This is a genomic window from Amycolatopsis orientalis DSM 43388 (assembly GCF_000411975.1).
Taxonomy (GTDB): domain Bacteria; phylum Actinomycetota; class Actinomycetes; order Mycobacteriales; family Pseudonocardiaceae; genus Amycolatopsis; species Amycolatopsis orientalis_D.
In genome coordinates, this window is sequence record NZ_ASXG01000026.1 from 55672 (window position 1) to 74726 (window position 19055).

General features: G+C 70.9%; 18 protein-coding genes. 11 read left to right on the plus strand and 7 right to left on the minus strand.

The features are described from left to right. Nucleotides 1–81: 81 nt before the first annotated feature. Genes L942_RS04460 through L942_RS04475 form a run of 4 tightly spaced genes read left to right on the plus strand, consistent with a single transcriptional unit; the run spans nucleotide 82 to nucleotide 5082 of the window. Nucleotides 82–1518 carry a purine-cytosine permease family protein gene (locus L942_RS04460; protein ID WP_051165714.1) on the plus strand — a complete coding sequence of 479 codons (1437 nt, stop codon included), beginning with the start codon at nucleotides 82–84 and terminating at the stop codon, nucleotides 1516–1518. Nucleotides 1519–1538: 20 nt separating this feature from the next. Then, the gene (locus tag L942_RS04465; protein WP_063695711.1) at nucleotides 1539–2603 is read left to right on the plus strand and encodes a C45 family autoproteolytic acyltransferase/hydolase; all 1065 of its coding nucleotides are present in this window, start codon (nucleotides 1539–1541) and stop codon (nucleotides 2601–2603) included. Continuing rightward, on the plus strand, nucleotides 2600–4192 hold the full coding sequence (locus tag L942_RS04470; protein ID WP_037355238.1) for an amidohydrolase: 1593 nt from the start codon (nucleotides 2600–2602) through the stop codon (nucleotides 4190–4192). The genes L942_RS04465 and L942_RS04470 overlap by 4 nt, the downstream gene beginning before the upstream one ends. Before the next feature lie 32 nt (nucleotides 4193–4224). Beyond that, the gene (locus L942_RS04475) at nucleotides 4225–5082 is read left to right on the plus strand and encodes an LLM class flavin-dependent oxidoreductase (protein ID WP_037355298.1); all 858 of its coding nucleotides are present in this window, start codon (nucleotides 4225–4227) and stop codon (nucleotides 5080–5082) included. 446 nt (nucleotides 5083–5528) lie between these two features. Here the strand turns inward: L942_RS04475 and L942_RS04480 are convergent, their stop codons facing one another. Further along, a complete protein-coding gene (locus L942_RS04480) occupies nucleotides 5529–5987 on the minus strand; it encodes a MarR family winged helix-turn-helix transcriptional regulator (protein ID WP_037355240.1) in 459 nt (152 codons plus the stop codon). Next, nucleotides 5984–7342, minus strand: coding sequence for an MFS transporter (locus L942_RS04485; RefSeq protein ID WP_037355241.1), 1359 nt, complete (start codon nucleotides 7340–7342; stop codon nucleotides 5984–5986). The genes L942_RS04480 and L942_RS04485 overlap by 4 nt, the downstream gene beginning before the upstream one ends. A gap of 393 nt (nucleotides 7343–7735) precedes the next feature. On the opposite strand from L942_RS04485, the gene L942_RS04490 reads away from it, so the two are divergent. Beyond that, nucleotides 7736–8587, plus strand: a complete 852-nt coding sequence (locus L942_RS04490) for an alpha/beta fold hydrolase (RefSeq protein ID WP_037355242.1) — start codon at nucleotides 7736–7738, stop codon at nucleotides 8585–8587. A gap of 66 nt (nucleotides 8588–8653) precedes the next feature. On the opposite strand, the gene L942_RS04495 is transcribed toward L942_RS04490, so the two are convergent. Together L942_RS04495 and L942_RS45980 are read right to left on the minus strand one after the other, a co-directional pair. Beyond that, on the minus strand, nucleotides 8654–9967 hold the full coding sequence (locus L942_RS04495; RefSeq protein ID WP_037355244.1) for a M14 family zinc carboxypeptidase: 1314 nt from the start codon (nucleotides 9965–9967) through the stop codon (nucleotides 8654–8656). Nucleotides 9968–10076: 109 nt separating this feature from the next. Further along, nucleotides 10077–10397 (minus strand): hypothetical protein, encoded by a 321-nt coding sequence (locus L942_RS45980; RefSeq protein ID WP_326929318.1) that lies wholly within the window; start codon nucleotides 10395–10397, stop codon nucleotides 10077–10079. Nucleotides 10398–10419: 22 nt separating this feature from the next. On the opposite strand from L942_RS45980, the gene L942_RS45985 reads away from it, so the two are divergent. Continuing rightward, complete coding sequence (locus tag L942_RS45985; RefSeq protein WP_326929319.1) at nucleotides 10420–10920, plus strand: hypothetical protein; 501 nt, start codon at nucleotides 10420–10422, stop codon at nucleotides 10918–10920. Here L942_RS45985 and L942_RS04505 read toward each other — a convergent pair. Further along, nucleotides 10889–11746: an NAD(+)/NADH kinase gene (locus L942_RS04505; protein ID WP_037355249.1), complete on the minus strand. Its 858-nt coding sequence runs from the start codon at nucleotides 11744–11746 to the stop codon at nucleotides 10889–10891. The genes L942_RS45985 and L942_RS04505 overlap by 32 nt on opposite strands. Nucleotides 11747–11811: 65 nt before the next feature. Between L942_RS04505 and L942_RS04510 the strand changes: the two genes are divergently transcribed. From L942_RS04510 to L942_RS04525, 4 genes are all read left to right on the plus strand, one after another. Further along, complete coding sequence (locus tag L942_RS04510) at nucleotides 11812–13047, plus strand: FAD-binding protein (RefSeq protein ID WP_037355251.1); 1236 nt, start codon at nucleotides 11812–11814, stop codon at nucleotides 13045–13047. 151 nt (nucleotides 13048–13198) lie between these two features. Further along, the gene (locus tag L942_RS04515; RefSeq protein ID WP_037355253.1) at nucleotides 13199–14173 is read left to right on the plus strand and encodes an amino acid ABC transporter permease; all 975 of its coding nucleotides are present in this window, start codon (nucleotides 13199–13201) and stop codon (nucleotides 14171–14173) included. Then, on the plus strand, nucleotides 14170–14955 hold the full coding sequence (locus tag L942_RS04520; RefSeq protein ID WP_037355255.1) for an amino acid ABC transporter ATP-binding protein: 786 nt from the start codon (nucleotides 14170–14172) through the stop codon (nucleotides 14953–14955). The genes L942_RS04515 and L942_RS04520 overlap by 4 nt, the downstream gene beginning before the upstream one ends. After that, nucleotides 14952–15941 (plus strand): transporter substrate-binding domain-containing protein, encoded by a 990-nt coding sequence (locus L942_RS04525; RefSeq protein WP_037355258.1) that lies wholly within the window; start codon nucleotides 14952–14954, stop codon nucleotides 15939–15941. Before L942_RS04520 ends, L942_RS04525 begins: the two co-directional genes overlap by 4 nt. A gap of 37 nt (nucleotides 15942–15978) precedes the next feature. Here the strand turns inward: L942_RS04525 and L942_RS04530 are convergent, their stop codons facing one another. Together L942_RS04530 and L942_RS04535 are read right to left on the minus strand one after the other, a co-directional pair. Next, nucleotides 15979–16674 (minus strand): GNAT family N-acetyltransferase, encoded by a 696-nt coding sequence (locus L942_RS04530; protein WP_440201294.1) that lies wholly within the window; start codon nucleotides 16672–16674, stop codon nucleotides 15979–15981. Continuing rightward, nucleotides 16671–18020, minus strand: a complete 1350-nt coding sequence (locus tag L942_RS04535) for an aminotransferase class I/II-fold pyridoxal phosphate-dependent enzyme (protein ID WP_081654935.1) — start codon at nucleotides 18018–18020, stop codon at nucleotides 16671–16673. Before L942_RS04535 ends, L942_RS04530 begins: the two co-directional genes overlap by 4 nt. Before the next feature lie 188 nt (nucleotides 18021–18208). Here L942_RS04535 and L942_RS04540 point away from each other — a divergent pair, with 188 nt between their 5' ends. Continuing rightward, nucleotides 18209–19039 carry an ABC transporter ATP-binding protein gene (locus L942_RS04540; protein ID WP_037355263.1) on the plus strand — a complete coding sequence of 277 codons (831 nt, stop codon included), beginning with the start codon at nucleotides 18209–18211 and terminating at the stop codon, nucleotides 19037–19039. Nucleotides 19040–19055: the final 16 nt, after the last annotated feature.

A 19055-nucleotide genomic window follows, 5' to 3' on the forward strand; every position in this document is an offset into this window, starting at 1 on the left:
CGGGTTTGCCGGGAGCATTGCCCAAATCGATTTGGGTCCTTACCGTGGCCCGAGTCGCTTCCCCGGTCCGGAGGTTTCGCCATGACCGCTCCCGCCACCCCGCCCGTGTCGCCCGGCACGTCCGCGCCGCCCCCGCCCCGCTCCGGGCGCGGTCCCCGGGTGGAGGCCCACGGCATCGACGTCATCAGCGACGCGGAACGGCACGGCCGGGCCCGCGACCTGTTCGGGGTGTGGGCCGCGCCCAACGTCAGCTACCTCAGCCTGGTCGTCGGCGGCGCGCTGGTGCTCAGCGGACTGAGCCTGCTGCAGGCGCTCGCGGTGATCGTCGTCGGCAACCTGTGCTGGGCGCTGGTCGGGCTCGTCGCGGTCAGCGGCCCGGCGGCGGGCGCGCCGAGCGAGGTCATCATGCGGGCGATGTTCGGCACGCGCGGCAACCGTGTCGTGATCGGGCTGAACGGCTGGCTCATTTCGGTCTGCTATGTCGCGTTGAGCTGGTCGGCCGCCTCGGTGACCGCGTTCAGCCTGTGCTCCCGGCTCGGCATCGAACTGAACACGCTGGGCAAGGTCTTCGTGATCGTCGCGATCGCCGCCGCGACGCTGGTGATCAGCGTCTACGGCCACTCCGTGATCGTGCGCCTCTACCTCCCGCTGGCCATCGTGACGACCGCGGTTTTCCTGGTGCTGGGCGGATTCCTGATCCGGCACACCGCTTGGAGCTACCAGCCCGCGACGCCGCTGCACGGCGTCGCGCTGTGGGCGGCGCTGGCCGGCGGCGTAGCGCTGGTCGCGTCGGCTTCGCTGTCTTACAACAACAGTGCGGACTTCGCGCGGTACCTGCCGCGCGACACCAAACCGTTCGCCGTCGCCGGCTGGACCGCCGCCGGAGCCTTCCTGCCGAGCATCGTGTTCACCGCGCTCGGCGCGTTCGCCGCGACCACTTTGGACATGAGCGATCCGCAAGCCGCGCTGGAATCCGTGCTGCCGCAGTGGTTTACGCCGATCTTCCTGATCGCGGTGATTCTCGGCGCGATCGCCAACAACGCGATGACCGTGTACAGCTCCGGTCTCGCGCTGCAGGCGATCGGCGTCCGCCTGCGCCGCTCCCGCAGCGTCCTGCTGGACGGCACCGCCGGCGTGCTGCTCACCCTGTATGCCCTGCTGGTGTCGGACTTTCTCAAGGCAGTCAACGACATGATGCAGCTGATGGTCGTCGTGCTCGGCCCGATGATGGCGATCTACGTGACCGATCTCCTGCTGCGGCGCAACCGCTACGACGGCCACGCGCTCGCCGACGAACGCCGCGGCGGCCCGTTCTGGTATGTCGGCGGCGTGCACTGGCCCGGCATCGCCGCCCTCGTCCTCGGCGCCGCCGCCTCCGCGTCCTGCCTGGCCGTTCCCGGGATGTACACCGGGTTCGCCGCGAGCGCGGCCGGCGGGATCGACTTCTCGCTGCCCGCCGGGATGCTGATCGCGGCCGGCGTCTACCTGCTCGCCGGCCGCCCGCGCGCCACCGCCTGACCTCGACCGCAAGGAACAGAATGCACCTGCTCGTCAACGATCCGGACCCGCACGCCCGCGGCGTTTCCCGCGGCGCTCAGCTGCGCGCGGGCTTGACCGACGCACTGGAGCTGTACCTGCGCTGGTTCGGCTCCCTCGGCATCCCCGAACCGCGAATCCGCGCCGACGCGCTCCGGCTGCTGGACCACGTCGCTGCCTGGCGGAGCCGCTACGCCGACGAGATCGCGGGCATCGCCGAGGGCGCCGGAATCGAGCTGTGGCAAGCGGCGGCGCTCAACGGACGCACCGAGATCATCGCCGCCGCACCGCGCACTCAGCCGGAATGCTCCACCCTCGTGCGAGTTCCCGGCTCCGCTGCCCCGTTCGGCATTCAGACCTGGGACTGGCACAGCGAACTGGCCGAATGCTGGCACACCCAGGAGGTGCGCGGCACGCGGTACGCCTTCGCCGGGATCACCGAACACGGCATCCTCGGCAAAATCGGCGTCAACAGCGCGGGTCTTGGCCTGTTGTTCAACATCCTCGGCCATCAGGACGACTCCGCCGCCGGAGTCCCGGTCCATGTGCTGGCCGCGGCCGTCCTCGGCGAAGCAGCCAGCATTGCCGAGGCGCTCGAACTCCTGCGCACCGCGCCCATCCGCACGTCCGGAGCCTTCACGCTGCTCGACCCGGACACGGCGGTCTGCGCCGAGCTGAGCCCGGCCGGAGTGACCACCCTCGAACCCGAAGCAGGTTTCCTGGTGCACACCAACCACTTTCTCGACCCCGACGCCGCCGCCCGCGAAAAGCGCGGCCTGTTCGAACCGGATTCCCAGCTCAGGCACGCCCTGATGACCACCCGGCTGCGGGATTGCCCGACGCCCGCGCACGCCGTCGACCTCGTCGCCTTCCTCCGTTCCGGACCCGGCGAACCGAAGCTGTGCTGCGTCCCGGATCCGGACGCGGAATTCGGCGACCGCTGGGCCACCCTGGCCACCGTGCTGCTCGAACCGGCCGCGCAGACCGTGCGGGTGCACGCGGGGAACCCGAACACTCTGAACGGGTGGCGCACGTTCGCCGCGGCGGAAACGGTGGTGGCCCGATGACCGCAGTGCACTACCGCGGCGGCCGGATCTTCACCGCGAGCCCGTCCGGCTGGGCGGAATCCATGGTCGTCCGCGGGGAAACCATCGAATACGTAGGCAGCACCGCGGAGGCGGACCGGATCGACGCGCGCGTGGTCGACCTGGAGGGCGCCTTCGTGCTGCCCGGTTTCGTCGACGCGCACACCCACCTGGTCTCGATGGGCGAGGCGCTCGAGCAAGTGGACCTGTTCTCCGCCACCTCCCCCGAGGACATCCAGCACCGGCTCGCGCGCGCCGCGGCAGCGGATCCGTCCGCACCCCGGATCCTGGGCCGCAGCTGGCTTTTCGACGCGCTCGGCGGCCAAGCGCCGCACCGGCAGCTGATCGACGCGGCGGTCCCGGACCGTCCGGTCTACCTCGCCGCGAACGACCTCCACTCCGCGTGGGTCAACAGCGCCGCCCTGCGCGAGCTGGGCATCGACCGCGACACCCCCGACCCCCTCGACGGGCGGATCGGCCGCGACGCGTCCGGCGAACCGGACGGGATGCTCTACGAAACCGCCGCGCTGCAGCTGATGCGGCACTTCCTCGACGACCGGACCAGCGACGCCGACCGCGACCGGGCGCTGGCCTCGGCCTTCGCGCACTACCTCGCGGACGGCGTCACGACCGCGGTCGACATGGCGCTCGCCGAGACCGACCTCGCCGCGCTGGAACGCGCCCTCGACGGCGGGCGGCTCCCGCTGCGCGTCGCCGGGCACTGGCTGATCGAGCGCACCGGGAACACCGAGGACGACCTCCGCCAGGTCGAGCGCGCGGCGGAGCTGAGCGCGCGGCTGTCCGGGCCGTGGCTGCGGGTGGCCGGGATCAAGGTGATGGTCGACGGAGTCATCGACACCTGTACCGCGGCCATGAAAAAGCCTTTCGCGGACGGCAGCCACCCCGGACCGTTGTGGCCGCTGGAAGCGCTGGCCCCGGTCGTCGCGGCGGCCGACGCGGCCGGACTGCAGGTCGCGATGCACGCGATCGGAGACGAAGCGTCGGACATCGCGTTGTCCGCGCTGGAGCACGCGATCGAGACGAACGGCCCGCGCGACCGGCGGCATCGCCTCGAGCATCTGGAGACGGTGACCCCGGAAAACGTCCAGCGGCTCGCGAAGCTCGGTGCGGTCGCGTCGATGCAGCCGGTGCACGCGGACCCGGCGATCCAGGACAACTGGCGCGCGATGCTGGGCGACGACCGCGTTCGGCGCGGCTACCCGTGGCCGGAAATGACCGCCGCCGGCGCCGTTCTCGCGTTCGGCTCCGACGCCCCGACCGCGCCGCATCCGCCGCTGCCGAACATGTACATCGCCACGACTCGCCGGTCCGCGCTGAACCCCGACCTGGAGCCCAACCTGCCGGAGTACGCCCTGCCGCTGGCCGAAGCCCTCGCGCACGGCACCCGCGACGCCGCGTATGCGTGCCGCTGGGACGGCCTGACCGGACAGCTCGCGCCGGGCTTGGCCGCGGATTTCGCAGTGCTGGACGTCGATCCGTTCACCGAAGCGCCGGACGCCCTGCTGCGGGCCCGGGTGCGCCGGACTTACGTGGCGGGCAAATCAGTTTGACGCGCCCGCCGGGACTGGGCAGGGTGGCGATCATGCGGTTCTCGGTCTGCATCCCGAACTTCGGCGATTTCGCCGACCCGCGCGCGGTCGCCGGGGTCGCCTCGGCGGCGGAAGAGGCGGGCTGGGATGGCCTGTTCGTCTGGGACCACGTGGTGCTGGACAAACGTCCCGGCCGCCCCTTCGGCGACCCGTGGATCCTGCTGACCGCCGCCGCGCTGGCCACCCGCCGGGTCCGGCTCGGCCCGATGGTCACGCCCGTCGCGCGGCGCCGCCCGCAGCAGCTCGCCCGCCTGGTGTCCACTTTGGACCAGCTGTCCGGCGGCCGGGTGGTGTTCGGCGTCGGGCTGGGCGCGCCGCTGGACGCGGAGTACGCCGATTTCGGCGAATCCGCCGACCCGAAGACGATCGCCGAGAAGCTCGACGAGGGCGTCGACCTGATCGCCCGCTTCTGGACCGGCGAACCGGTCACGTTCTCCGGCAAGCATTTCACCGCCCGCGACGTCACGCTGCTGCCCGCGCCGGCGCAGCGCCCGCGCCCGCCGGTCTGGGTGGCCGGCCGGTGGCCCAACCGCCGCCCGATGCGCCGCGCGGCCCGCTGGGACGGGGTGGTGCCGATCTTCGCATCCGCCGGTCCCGCGGGCTTGCCGGACCTGGCCGAGGTGCGGGACCTGATCGCCTACGTCCGCGGCCAGCGGACCACCGGCGCCCCGTTCGACGTGGTGGTCGGCGGAACGAGCCCGAACGACCCGGCCCGGGCCCGCGGCGTGGTCGCCCCGCTGGCCGAGGCCGGGGTGACGTGGTGGGAGGAGAGCCTGCCGTTCGGGAGCCCGGAGGAGGACAAGCTGGAGCACGTGCTGCGCCGGGTGGAGGCCGGTCCGCCGGTGCTTTAGGGCCGGGTTTGCCCGCCTTCCGCTGCCACCGCGGGGATCGCGCCGGCGGATCGATGCTGCGCCGCGGGAAGCCCTCTGACCCGGGTGAAACCCGCCGGTTCAGTGACGCCTGTCCTGCCACCGCATTGCTCGCCCCGCCTCGAAGCCAAGGCCCGGTCAGGCGATGCCACGTCGGACGCGGCCTCGCGCACCGGACCGCTCAAGCGCGAAAGTGCGGAAACCACGGCCGGATTCCGTGCGACTGTCCCGGCTCCGCCAACACGCCACACCCAGCGCGCTCAACGGCCGCGCCTCGGTCAGAGCGGCAGACCTCGGGAAACGCGAAACCCCGCCGATTCAACCCGAGCCTCGCTCCGCCACCACGCCGACCGCGCCACCAGCTCGCCCAACAGCTGCGCCAGGCGGAACAGCGCGCCGGCCAACCCCGCAAAGCGCGAAACCCCGGCTCAGTGCGCCTGCCCCGACTCCGCCAACGCGTCGATCGCCCCCACCAGCTCGTTCAACGCGGGCACCGCCGCCGCGATCAGATGCCGCCACGCCGGGTGCACTCCTTCCAGCGCCGCGGCCAGGATCGCCGCGTTGTGCCCTTGCCACCGCTCCACCGCGGCGCGGCCGGGGTCGGTGAGTTCGAGGGCGACCGTCCGGCGGTCGTCGCCGCCGCTGGTGCGGGTGACCAGGTCGCGCGAGCGCAGTCCGGTGACCATCGTCGTCACCGAGTTCGGGGCGAGCTTCAGCAGCTGCGCGATCCGGCTCGGCCGGGCACCCGGGTTCTCGTAGAGGCAGGACAGCAGTTCCAGCTGCGCGACTGACAGCGTGTTGTCCGGATCGGCGGTGCGCGCGGCTCGCCGCATGGCGCGGCGGAGGCGGGCGACGACGTCGGCGAGGGCGGGTTCGGGCGCCGTCACCGGGCCCGCTCCGGGCGTGCTGCCAGCCCGGTCGCCGCGGCCAGGACGCCCGCCCCGGCCAGCACCGCGAGCGCGGCCGGTTCGCCGCCGGTGTGCAGGCACAGTGTCACCAGCGCCACGCCGAGCGCCGTCCCCAGTCCGCGCGCCATGTTCACCAGTCCTCCTCCGGTGGCCGACATCCGCGCCGGGATCGCGCTCATGACAGCCGAGTTGTTGGCTGGAATGAACACTCCCAGACCGAGCCCGGCCACCACCAGCGACACGCCCACCTCCCAAGGAGCGGACGCCGGCCCCAGCGCCGCGCATCCGGCCGCCGCGACGAGCGCGCCCAGCACGGTCCGCCCGCGGGAACCGAGCCGCTTCGGCAGCACCCGGTCGGCCAGCACCGCCGCCACCGCGAACCCGGCGGGGAGACAGGTCAGCACCGCGCCGGTCCCGCCCGCCGTGCCGAGGACCTGCGGCAGCAACGTCAACGGCCCGAACAACACGAGGTATCCGCACAGCGCCCCGGCCAGCCCGAGCGAAACCACCGGCGGCCGCAGCACCGACAGCTGCAGAATCGGGCTGCTCGCCGCCTTTTCCCGCAGCACGAACCCGATCGCCGCGCCCACCGTCGCCGCGGCCAGCGCGATCAGCAGCCATCCCGGCATCTCCAGCCCGGACACCCCGGAAATCACCAGCAGCAACGCCGTCGACGCGGTCGCCAGCAACCCGACCCCGGCCCCGTCGAACCGGCCGAGCGGCGTGCGCTCGCGAGTGCGCGGCAGCAAGTAGCGCCCGGCGATCAGCCCGGCCAGCCCGACCGGCGCGTTGACCAGGAACACCCACCGCCAGCCGACCGTGTCGACCAACAGCCCGCCCACCGCGGGGCCGAGCGCGAGCCCGAGCGCCTGCGCCGCCGCCTGCACCCCGAGCGCGGCGCGCGCCCGATCCTCGCGCACGCTGCGCACCACCAGCGCGACGCTGTTGGCCTGCAACATCGCCGCCCCGATCGCCTGCACGACCCGGAACGCGACCAGCCACCCGAGCGTCGGCGCGAGGCCGCACGCCACCGACGCGACGGTGAAGACGCCGAACCCCTGCACGTAAGTGAGCTTCCGCCCGACCGCGTCCGCGACCCGCCCGACCGCGGCCAGCAACCCCACCAGCGCGAGCAGATACGCCAGCGACACCCATTGGACGGCCGCCAGCGGAGCCCCGTACTCGTGCTGCAACGCGGGAAAGGTGAGTGTGACGATGCTGGCGTCGAGCTGCCCCATGAACGCCCCGAAACACACCGCGCCAACGGCGAACCACCCGGCTTTCGGATGCTCCCGCACCACCGCCGGCCGAGCCCGCTCCAGGCCGATCGTCACTGCCGCCTCCCGCTCGATTAGTTCTGTTACAGAACTACTATACGGGATGTACGTACATATGACAGCCCTTGGATTGTGACGTTTGCCTGAGCGATGAGATGAGATAGGTCGACCGCCGAGTTAACTGGAAGCAAAAGCATCGACCTGACCGGAGCGCTGGGCAAGCCGGCGGTCATCGACTGCCCGCATGTTCCGACACTTGGCGACACAGGTCGCCAAGGACGGAAAATGTATAATATTCTCAAGGTCGCCCGACAGGCACGGAGGTCGGCAGATGAAGCCCGGATGCTTGCCCGCCCGCGGCCGGAACCCGCACCGCCCGTGGGAAGACGCCGTTCCGGCCAGCGTTCTCCCCGGCAGAGCAGCACCGCTCCGACGACCCGTCTCCGGCTCGTGACCGCCGAGCAGCCGGGCGCGACCGAGTACCTGGTCGGCTCATGGCCGGGACAGCTGCGCGTCACCAGGTACCCGCGTGAGGACGCCCCGCGCGTGGTGTTCCTGCACGGCGGTTCGCACACCCGGGCGTGCTGGTCCTCGACCCCGGACCGGCGCGCAGGCTGGGCGCCGCAGTTCGCCGCGAGCGGTTACGACGTGCATATCGTCGACTACATCGACATCGGCCGGTCGTATCCGGTCTTGGAACGCACCGCCGAGGAAGTCCTCGACGGGCTGGCCGCGCTGCTGCGGCGGATCGGTCCGGCCGCGCTCGTCGGGCACAGCCTGGGCGGCGGGCTGGCGATCAAAGCGACCGAGCGAGTGCCCGATCTTGTCGAAGCCGCGGTGCTGCTGGCCCCGGCGTCGGTGGAGGTCCGCAACCCGGGCGTCCTGCCCGCGCGGGCCGGCGAGGCCGCGATCCTCCCTCGCGAAGTGGCGGTCGAATACCTCGCCAACGCTCCGAAGTTCCCGAAGGCCGACCTCGAAGCCTGGCTCGCCACCCTGGTCTCCTACAGTCCGCACCTGCGCAACGCCGGTTCCGGAGCGACGCCGGAACTGAAAGTCGACCCGGACCGCGCGGCGGTGTGGCGAACCGTGCCCGCATTGCTGCTGCTCGCCGAGGAGGACCGCACTGTCGCCCCGGCAACCGCTGCCCGCACGGCGCAGGCGATGGGTGTGCCGCCGACTTTGCTCGGCGCGGACTGGAATCTGCCCGGCCACGGACACATGTTCATCGTCGAACGCGACAGCGAAGCGATCGCGGACCGAGTGCTCGGCTGGCTCGCCGGAGCCCGGCAGGCCCGGCGATGAACCGCCCCGGTAGCGCGGACCCGGCACCCAGTCCGGCCCAGGTACGCGGCTGACACGAGCGGCTCCTCACTGCTGATAAGGAGCCGCCGCCGACTGGGCTGCTGTGATCAGCGCGCCCTTGTTCTTCGGCCAGAACGTGCTGTCCACGCACGAATACCGCGGCAGGAACCCGCCGCAGGCGCCGCTCTGGCCGCCGACCTCGAAGGTGAAGCTCGCGACTCCCAGCGCACCGTAGGTGAAGTCGTCCGTCGTGCCGCTCGTCGAGTAGCCCACGGTTTCCGCGTTGGTCCCCACGAGGTACCCGTTCGACTCGCTGAACTTCGCCCCGAGCTTGCGCAGCGCGGCGTCGTTCGGCGCGGGGTCGGAGGTGAAGCCCCAGGGGACGATGATGTCGTTTCCGTAGCTGTGCAACGTGATCATCGTGCCGCGCGCGGTGTCCGGAGCCGGGTCGTTGTCGCCGCTGCCGCGTTGTTCGGGGTAGATCGAGCGGAAGAGCGTCTCCAGCGCCTGCACTTCCGGTTCCGATCCGGCCTCCGGTCCCTGGTAGGTCTCCGCGCACGGCGAATCCGAGTCCGCGCCCCAGCGGAAGGTCGAGTTGCGGTTCAGGTCGACGCCGATGTTCGTCCCGCCGCAGTTGCCGTTGCCGGTGTTCGCGTTCTTGCGCTGCAGTTTCGGCGAATTCCCGCCGGAGGCGACGATGTCCACGCCGTCCGGGTTCGCGATCGGCACCACCCACACCTCGGTGGTGTCCAAAATGGACTTCGCGGTGGCGTCGCCGCCGTAGCCGTCGGCGAGGTAGTCGATCCAGCGCCAGGCAAGCTCGCCGGTGGAGATTTCCCGCGCGTGGATCTGTGCCATCAGCACGAATTTCGGCTTCGGGGATTTCGCGGACAGCGTGCAGTCCCCGTCCTGCTTCTTGGTCAGGCAGATCGCCTTGACGTCGTGACCGCCCTTGCCCTGGGTCTTCCGCCACGACTGGCCGATCGTGTACTCCGTCGCCAGATCCGGATGCGCCGCAGCGACCTTCGCCAAGTGCGCTTCGTGCGCCGCGACCGTGCGGTAGCCGCCGTAGAACGTGTCGCCCGCCGCGCGCGCAGGCACTCCTTTGTAGACGGTGTCGAAGAATTCCGGCGCATAACCCCGATCCCGCAATTGCCCCGCGACCGCCTGGTTTCCGAGCACATACGCCACGCCCGGACTGGTGCCCGCGACGTCGAATCCGGCGCGAGCCAAGGAAGCCGCCTGGGCGGGCGTAGCGGGGACGCGCCACGAGACCGGATCGTCCGGCGCGGCGGCGGCGGTGGCGGTCGTGGCGCCGCCGAGCGCGGCCAGCACCCCGACGACGCTGAGAGTGAGCCGGATCGAGAACTTGCCCGCCATCGGAGCTCCTCACGCAGCGAAGGAAGGCCACCACGTGCGGACGGTGACCACTCGGCAGCGCACAGTGTGCTCCCCGGGACGAATCCGGCCCACCTCCGAAAGTCGGGTGTCAGCAGGTGACCGAAACCTTCGCGCCGCGCTTGAACGAAACGTGGACGTGGTCGTAGTGGTTCGCGGTCTCGCCGCCGCGGTCCGCCATCGGCGACCAGCCGCTGCCGTCGTTGTAGCGCTGCTGCCAGATCACGTACTTCGCGCCGAGTTCGTCCTGGTGCTCGAGAACGTAAGCGGCCAAAGCGTTTCCGGTCTTGGTGTCGACCATGAAGTCCAGCGCGAGGCCGGCCGGGTGGTCGCTGGCACCGGACCGGGCGGCCCGGCCGCCGACCGAATCCACCGAGAACTTCTCCTTGAGGAAATTGCCCGCCTGCGCCACCGACGGCTGCGTACCGGCCAAAGTGGACGAACACGCTTTCGCCGCCGGGGTCGTCGGAGTGCTCGAAGTGGTTGTGCTGGTCGACGAAGGCGAGGGCGAAGGCGACGAGGCCGGCGCAGCACTGGCAGACGTCGTGGGCGGCGTCGAACTGGTGGACGGAACGCTGCTCGACGCCCGTGGCGCGCTGAACGCGTGCATCTCCGCGGCAGCGGCCGGAAGCTGTTCCGGTTCGGCCGAGCTGGCGGTCAGCCACACCGGCACCGCCAGCGCACCGGCCGCCAGCACGCCCGCCGCGGTCGGCAGCCGCCACGATTTCGATCCGTCCCGATGTCTACCGGACACCTCGCACCACCATCTCCTCGTTCGGTCCGCAAAGCCGCCACGACATTACGAATTGGACACGGCAATGTCACCGACAAGTGACAGCGGGCACAGCCCGACCAGGATGACCGCAGGTCAGCGTGCGATTACCAGGAGAACGCGCGGCCTGCTCAGGACGGCGGGATCTCCGCCGAATCGGTGAGCCGCAGCTTGCGCCGGGCGCGTTGGTAGAAGGTCGTCATGCCGAGCCGGACCACGCGGGCCGCGTTCGGCCGGGCGTGCAGGTCGATCGTTTCGCCCGGCCCGACGTACCCGGCCACCTGGCCGTCGACCTCCACCGCCAGCCGCCCGCTCGACGGCAGCACCTCCAGCGTCACGGTGTCGTGCACGGACAACACGACCCCCCGGCTGTACGCCGAATGCGGCGCGGCGGGCGTGACCAGCAGTGCTTCGACCGCCGGGCTCGTGATCGGCCCACCGGCGGAAAAGCTGTACGCGGTGGATCCGGTCGGCGTCGCGACCACGACCGCGTCGGCGGCGTAGCTCACGAACTGTTCCCCGTTCACCAACACCGCGACCACGGCGCTCCCGTCGCCGGGCACGCGCACCACTGCGACGTCGTTGAACGCGGTCTCGATCCGTCCGCCGAGCCGCGCGTCCACCGCCAGCCGCGGCTCGACGGTGAACTCCTCGCGGTCGATCGCGGACAATGCGAGCGGAAGGTCCGGCACGTCGACCTCGGCGAGAAAGCCGAGCTTCCCGAGGTTGACGCCGAGCACCGGCGCGTGCTGCCCGTCGGCCAGCCGCATCGCGCGCAGCATGGTCCCGTCGCCGCCGAGGCTGACCACCAGGTCCGACCGGGCGCCCAGCTCAGCGGGCGGCACCCCGGTCGCCGAGCAATCGACCCGGGCGATCTCGTCGGCGATGCCGAGGATCTCGATCCCGCGCCCGGCGGCCCAGCCCAGCACCGCGTCGACCGCGGCCTTCGAATCGCGGCGCGGGTGCAGCACGAGTCCGGCGGAATGCATGTCGGGTCTCCTAGGTCGGCCTGTCCCCCAGTCTGCCGCGCCGGAGCCGGTTAGGCTCGGCGCTCGTGATCGAAAACTGGGCTGGCAATCTGACCTACCGCGCCCGCGAGGTCGTCTCCCCGCGCACCCTTTCCGAGGCACAAGAGCTGGTCGCCGGCGCGTCCCGGCTCAAGGCCCTCGGCAGCCGGCACAGCTTCAACGCGATCGCGGACAGCCCGGACGGCGTCGCGCTCGATCTCTCCGCCCTCGACCTCGCCCCGGAGATCAACGCCGCGTCGCTCACCATCGGCGGCGCGACCCGCTACGGCGACGTGGTCGCGCAGGTGCACGAAGCCGGGTACGCGCTGGCCAACCTGGCGTCGCTCCCGCACATCACCGTCGCCGGCAGCGTCGCGACCGGCACCCATGGCTCCGGACAGCGACTGCCCGGCCTGGCCTCGGCGGTATCCGCGGTCGAACTCCTCACCGCCGACGGCGCCCTGCGCACCTTCTCCCGCGGCGACGCGGAGTTCCCCGGGGTGGTGGTGAACGTCGGCGCGCTCGGCGTCCTCACCCGGCTCACCCTCGACCTCGAGCCGGCTTACTCGGTGCGCCAAGACGTTTTCGACGCCCTCCCCTGGTCCGCCGCGCTCGAGCACTTCGACGAAATCCAGGCCGCGGGCTACAGCGTCAGCCTGTTCACCAACTGGGCGCGCGACGTGGTCGACCAGGTCCTGCTCAAGAACCGCGTGCCCGCCGACGTCCCCGACGCGCTGTTCGGCGCGCTTCCCGCCGACGGTCCGCGCCACCCCGCCCACGCAGCGGGCATTTCGGCGGAAAACACCACCGTGCAGGGCGGCGTTCCCGGACCGTGGTACGACCGGCTTCCGCATTTCCGCCTGGAATTCGCGCCGAGCGTCGGGGCGGAATTGCAGAGCGAGTACTTCGTGCCGCGCGCCCACGCCGCCGCCGCGTTCGAAGCGTTGCGCGGCATCGGCGACCGGATCGCGCCGCTGCTGGTGGTGTCGGAAATCCGCACCGTCGCCGGCGACGGGCACTGGCTGAGCCCGGCGTACGGCGGCGACCAGGTGGCGATGCATTTCACCTGGCAGCAGCGGCAACCGGAGGTCGAGGCGGTATTGCCGTCGATCGAGGAGAAGCTGGCTCCGTTCGGGGTTCGCGCGCACTGGGGAAAGCTGTTCCACGGTGCGGCCCTGGATCTCGACCACCGCGGGGTGCGGCAGTTCCGCGCGCTGGCGGCCGAGCTGGATCCGGCCGGGAAGTTCCGGAACCCGTTCCTGGACCGGCACCTGCTCCGCTAGTCCACAGTAGACATCCAGTAACAAAGGCGGTACAAAACCTCCTTCCGTACCACCGCGCTCACCATGTGGGAGTCCCAAGAGGACACTCGACAGCCGGGAACCCCGCGGGTCACAGTGGCGGTCGCCCTCTCCGCGATCCCCAGGAGCCACTGTGAGTTCTCCTCCGACGCTGCGCCCCGTGCCGGCGCCGTCCGCAGGTCCCGAGCCGCCCGGCGAAGCGCGGTTGCGCGAATTGGCCGGGAAGAAAGTCGCCCCGTTGCGCCGTCCCGGACGCTGGGCCGCCGCCGCGGTCGTGCTGGTGCTGCTCGCCCAGTTGGCGCACGCGCTGATCACCAATCCGGTCTTCCAATGGAGCGTTTTCGGCTATTGGTTCTTCCGCCCGGTAGTCCTCGACGGGCTGCTGCTCACCCTGGAGCTGACCGGCCTGGCCGCGGTGTTCGGGCTTGTCGGCGGCATCGTGCTGGCGTTGCTGCGGCTGTCGAAAAACCCGTTGCTCCAAGCGGTTTCCTGGGCGTATGTGTGGATCTTCCGCTCGATTCCGCTGATCGTCCTGCTGCTGTTCCTCGCCAACGTGACCGCGCTGTACAGCACGCTCAGCATCGGCATTCCGTTCGGCCCCTCGGTTTTGAGCTTCAGCGCCACCGACGTGCTGAGTTTCTTCGTCGTCGCCGTACTCGGCCTGAGCTTGAACGAAGCCGCCTACGCCGCGGAAATCGTGCGCGCCGGGGTGCTTTCGGTGGACCAGGGCCAGCTCGAAGCGGCGGCCGCGCTGGGGCTTCCGCGGTCCCGGCAATACCGGCGGATCATCCTGCCGCAGGCCACCCGCGCCATCGTGCCCGCCTACGCGAACCAGCTGATCGGCCTGCTCAAGGGCACTTCGGTCGTGTACATCACGTCGCTGCTGGAATTGTTCGGCGTGGTCGAAACGCAGGCGAGCACCAACAGCGGGCAGATCATTCCGCTGCTGCTGGTCGGCACGGTCTGGTACATCATCCTCACCAGCGTCCTCTCGGTGATCCAGTATTACGTCGAGCGGTTTTTCTCCCGCGGCGCGCTGCGCACCATTCCGCCGACGCCGTTCCAGCGGTTCCGCGCCCGGCTGCGCACGCTGGGGGTCGCCCGATGAGCGCCGAAGTCCGCGTCCGCAGCGCGGTCAAGACCTACGACGGAAACCGGGTGCTCGACGGCATCGACCTCACCGCGCCCAGCGGCCAGGTGACGGTGGTGCTCGGCCCGTCCGGTTCCGGCAAATCGACATTGTTGCGGACCATCAACCATCTGGAACGCCTTGACAGCGGCTACGTCAGCATCGACGACGAACTCGTCGGCGTGCGCGTGCACGGCGACCGGTTCAAGGAGCTGAGCGAACGCGCCATTCTGCGGCAACGGTCCCGGATCGGGTTCGTATTCCAGAATTTCCACCTCTTCCCGCATCTCACGATCCTCGACAACGTCGTGGAAGCGCCGATCGTCACGCAACGGCTGGCCCGCGCCGAGGCGGAAACGCGGGCGAAGGAATTGCTCGCCCGCGTGGGTCTCGCGGACAAAGCCGGCGCGTATCCGCGGCAACTGTCCGGGGGTCAGCAACAGCGCGTCGCCATCGCCCGGGCGCTCGCGCTCGAACCCCAGCTGATCCTGCTCGACGAACCGACCTCCGCGCTCGATCCGGAACTGGTCGGCGAAGTGCTGGCGGTGATCCGGGAACTGGCCCGTTCCGGCACGACGATGATCGTGGTGACGCACGAAATCGGATTCGCCCGCGAGATCGCCGACCACGTCGTGTTCCTCGACGAAGGGCGCGTCGTCGAAGAGGGACCGCCTTCCGAAGTGCTCGACCATCCCCGCCACGACCGGACCCGGGCCTTCCTCGGGAAGGTCGCCCGCCTCGAAACCCCGGAGAACGCATGAGAACCCGCGCATTTCTGCCCGTCCTCGCCGCCGTCGCGCTCCTCGCCGGCGCCTGCGGAGGCAACACCCAGGCATCGACCAGCGGAAACGGTTCGCAGACCGTTTCCGTCGCCGCGAACACCTCGGACGCGCACCCGGTTTCGCTGACCGTGCCGGTCGTCGCCGAGATCCGCGCGCAACTGCCCAAGAAGTTCCTCGACCGCGGCAAGCTGACGATCGGCGTCGGCGCGCTGCCGTCCGGGTTTCCGCCGCTGGCGTACGTCGGCACTGACCAGCGCACCCTCACCGGAGCCGAACCCGACCTCGGCCGGCTCGTCGCCGCCGTGCTGGGGCTCGAACCGGACGTGCAGAACGCTTCCTGGCAGAACCTGTTCGTCCGCCTGCAAAGCGGCCAGTTCGACGCCGGATTCTCCAACATCACGGTGACCGAACAGCGCAAACAGCAAGGCTTCGACTTCGCCGCCTACCGCGAGGACAACCTCGGGTTCGAGACGAACCGCGCGAGCACGTGGAATTTCGCCGGGAATTACGAGGTGCTGGCGGGCAAGACCGTCGCCGTCGACAGCGGGACCAACCAGGAGAAGATCCTCCGGGAATGGCAGCGGAAGCTGACGGCCGAGGGCAAGACCCTCGAAGTGCGCAATTTCGCGGACAAGAACAGCACGTACCTGGCGCTGGCGTCCGGCCGGATCGACGCGTACTTCTCGCCGAACCCGAGCATCGCCTACCACGTGGCCCAGACCGCGAAGACCCCGAACCCGACCCGCAGCGCGGGCACGTACTCCGGGGCGGGAGCCAAGCTGCAGGGGCTGATCGCGGCGACGACCAAAAAGGACAACGGCCTCGTGAAGCCGGTGGCCGCGGCTATCGATTACCTGATCCAGCACGGCCAGTACGCGAAATGGCTCGCCGCGTACGGACTGGAGAACGAGGCGGTGAAGAAGGCGGACATCAATCCGCCGGGCCTTCCGTTGAGCGATTCCTGACCGTCTGGTGAGTGCCGGTTCGCCGGCACTCACCAGCTCAAGCCGCCTCCCGCCAGTCCTCCGGAACGCGCACCCGGCCGAACGAAGTCTCCCGCCGCAGCCGGAACCCCATTCCCTCGTACCGCCGGATCGCGTTCGCGTTCGCCGCCGCCGCGTGCAGGAACGGCGTCTCGCCCCGATCGCGGATCCCGGCGGCCACCGCACGCACCAACCGCCCGGCCAGACCGCGATCGCGATACGCCGGGTCCGTGCACACCGCGCTGATCTCCGTCCATCCTGGCGGGTGCAACCGCTCCCCCGCCATCGCGACGAGCGAACCCCGGTGCCGGATGCCGAGATACGTCCCGAGCAGAACGGTGCGCGGCAGAAACGGGCCGGGCTTCGTCCGAGCGACCAGATCCAGCATCTCCGGCACGTCCGCCGCCGTCAGCCGCACCGCCTCCGGGTCGGGCGCGGCGTCGACGCCGGCGTCCACCAACTGGACCCCGGCCATCTCCTCCAGCAGCTCCCAGCCCGCCGGAGGCGGCCCGGCCTGCGGAAAGACCGGCACCACCGCGCCCGGCCCGGCGAGCGCGGCGACGTCGTCCCACACCCTCCCGGAGGGCTCGTCCGGCACCGCCAGAAAGACCGAAACATCGACCGGGTAACGCACGGCCTGCCCGGCCCGCTCGGCGAACCCGGCATGCGGCCCGGTCAGCGACGCCCAAGCCGCGTTGTCCAAAACAGACATCAAGACCGCCGAGCCGCCCGGGCGATCATCCGGGCCAGGTCCGCCACCAACGCCGGATCGTCCGGCAGCTGCCCGGTCGCCACGCGGATATGCGGGGTCCCCGGATTGCCCGCACGCGTGCCCGAGCCGGCGGAAACCCCGTTGGCCGCCAGAGTCATCAACGTCCGCGACTCCTCCGGAACCGGCACCCACAACGTCAAGCCGTCCCGAGCCCGTACCGAAATCCCGTGCTCTCGCAGCGCTTCCGTCAGCGCCGCCCGCCGGTGCGCGTACCGATGCCGCGCCCGGTTGAGCAGTTCCGCGCTGCCGGGATCGGTCAGCAGAAACGCCTGCGCGTCCTGAAGAATCCGGCTCGACCACACCGACCCCGGTCCGCGCTGCTGCCGCACCCGTTCCACCAGCACCGCCGAACCGCCGATCACGCAACTGCGCAATTCGAGCCCGAACGCGGTGCAATACGAACGCACCAGCAGCACCCGGCCGGGCAGGTGCGTGCCGAGACTCAGCGAAGGGGCCGAAGCCAGCGGCCCGAAATCGTCGTCCTCGATCACCGCGATGTCCTCTTCGGACAGTACCGCGGCGAGTTCCGCGAGCCGGTCCGCCGGGACCGAATGGCCGAGCGGAGACTGCGCCCGCGGCTGATAGACGAACGCGACGGGCCGATGTTCCAGCGCCGCCGCCAGCGAGGACGGCAGCGGCCCGTCCTCGTCGCACCGCACCGGCACCACGTGGATCCGCGACCGGCGCAGCACTTCGCGCAGCCACGGCATGGTCGGGGCTTCCAGCGCGATCACGTCCCCCGGCCGCGCGACGGCCTGGCAGGCCAGGAGCATTCCGTCCTGTCCGCCGGCCGCGACGGTCCACGATTCGGCGGCGAACGGCCACGTCGGCCTGACCGCGGCGCGCAACTGCGGCGTGATCGAGTTCTTGACCGGACCGCCCAACCGTTCCGTGTGGACTCCGGCCGCGACGGCGTCCTCCAACGGCGGCAGCAGTCCAGGATCCGGGAGGCCGTGTTCCAGGTCGACCGTCTGCCAGCCGGAAAACGCGCGCTCCGGCGGCGGGCTCGACGGCGGTTCGAGCACTATCGTGCCGCGCCGCCGGCCAGTGCCGATCAACCCGGCCGCCCGCAGCTGCGACCACGCTTCCGCGATCGTCGTGGGGCTGACCGAAAGCTCCGCGGCCAGCGCCCGCACCGTCGGCAGCCGCGTGCCCGGCGGCACCTCCCCGTCGCGGATCAGGCCGGAGACCGTCCCGGCCACGCCCCGCGCCGTGCGCTCGCCGATGCGGGACCCGAGCCAGCCTGCCCCGACCGGCAGCGTCGTCGTCGCGAGTTCGCCCGTGGCCACGCACCGGCTCCCCTCGTCACCCGGAAATCCGAAAACCTCTGACCCGATCAGAAGCTAGAGCGGCAACGGGACGCGGCAAAGGCGTTTCACATCCTGGCGGGCCCGCCCGGTACAAAACGCCCGTGACGTCCGACACCGGCGCGGTGTCCGGTTTCGGATATTCCCTCGGTCAGGTTAGGCTAACCTTCATGAGTCACTCCTGGCCGGAAGCACCGGCGCTCGCCGGCACCGGGCTCGCCCTCGGCTACGGCGCGAAGCCCGTGGTCCAGGACGCGGAGATCGTCCTGCGCGCGGGCGCGGTCACCGTTCTGGTCGGCCCCAACGGTTCCGGCAAGTCGACGCTCCTGCGGTCGCTCGCCCGGCTGCATCCGCTCACCGCGGGCGACGTCACGCTGGCCGGGCGGGACGCGCTCGCGTTGTCCCCCAAGGAGTTCGCCCGCCACGTCACGCTGCTGACGCAGTCGCGCCCCACGCCCGGCGGCGTGCGCGTGCGCGACGTCGTGTCCTACGGCCGCCATCCCTACCGCGGCCGCTTCGGCTCCGGCGACCCCGAGGGTCCGGAGCTGGTGGAACGGGCCATGCGGCACACCGGCGTCGACGGAATGGCCGAGCGCCCGGTGGACGAGCTGTCCGGCGGCGAGCTCCAGCGCGTCTGGCTGGCCACCTGCTTCGCCCAGGACACCGGCGTCGTCCTGCTCGACGAGCCGACCACCTTCCTTGACCTGCGCTACCAGATCGAAACGCTGGACCTCGTCCGCGATCTCGCCGACGAGCACGGCGTCGCGGTCGGCGTGGTGCTGCACGACCTCGACCAGGCCGCCGCCGTCGCCGACGAGGTGGTGCTGCTGTGCCGCGGCGCGATCCGCGCCACCGGCCGCCCGGCCGACGTGCTGACCTCCGATCTGCTCAGCGACGTCTACGGCCTGCGCATCGACGTCCACGTCGACGACGCAGGACAGGTCCGCACGCGCCCGGTCGGACGGCACACCTCCCGGCCGCGGCCGGTCCGCTCAGCTTGACCCATCCCTCTAGTCC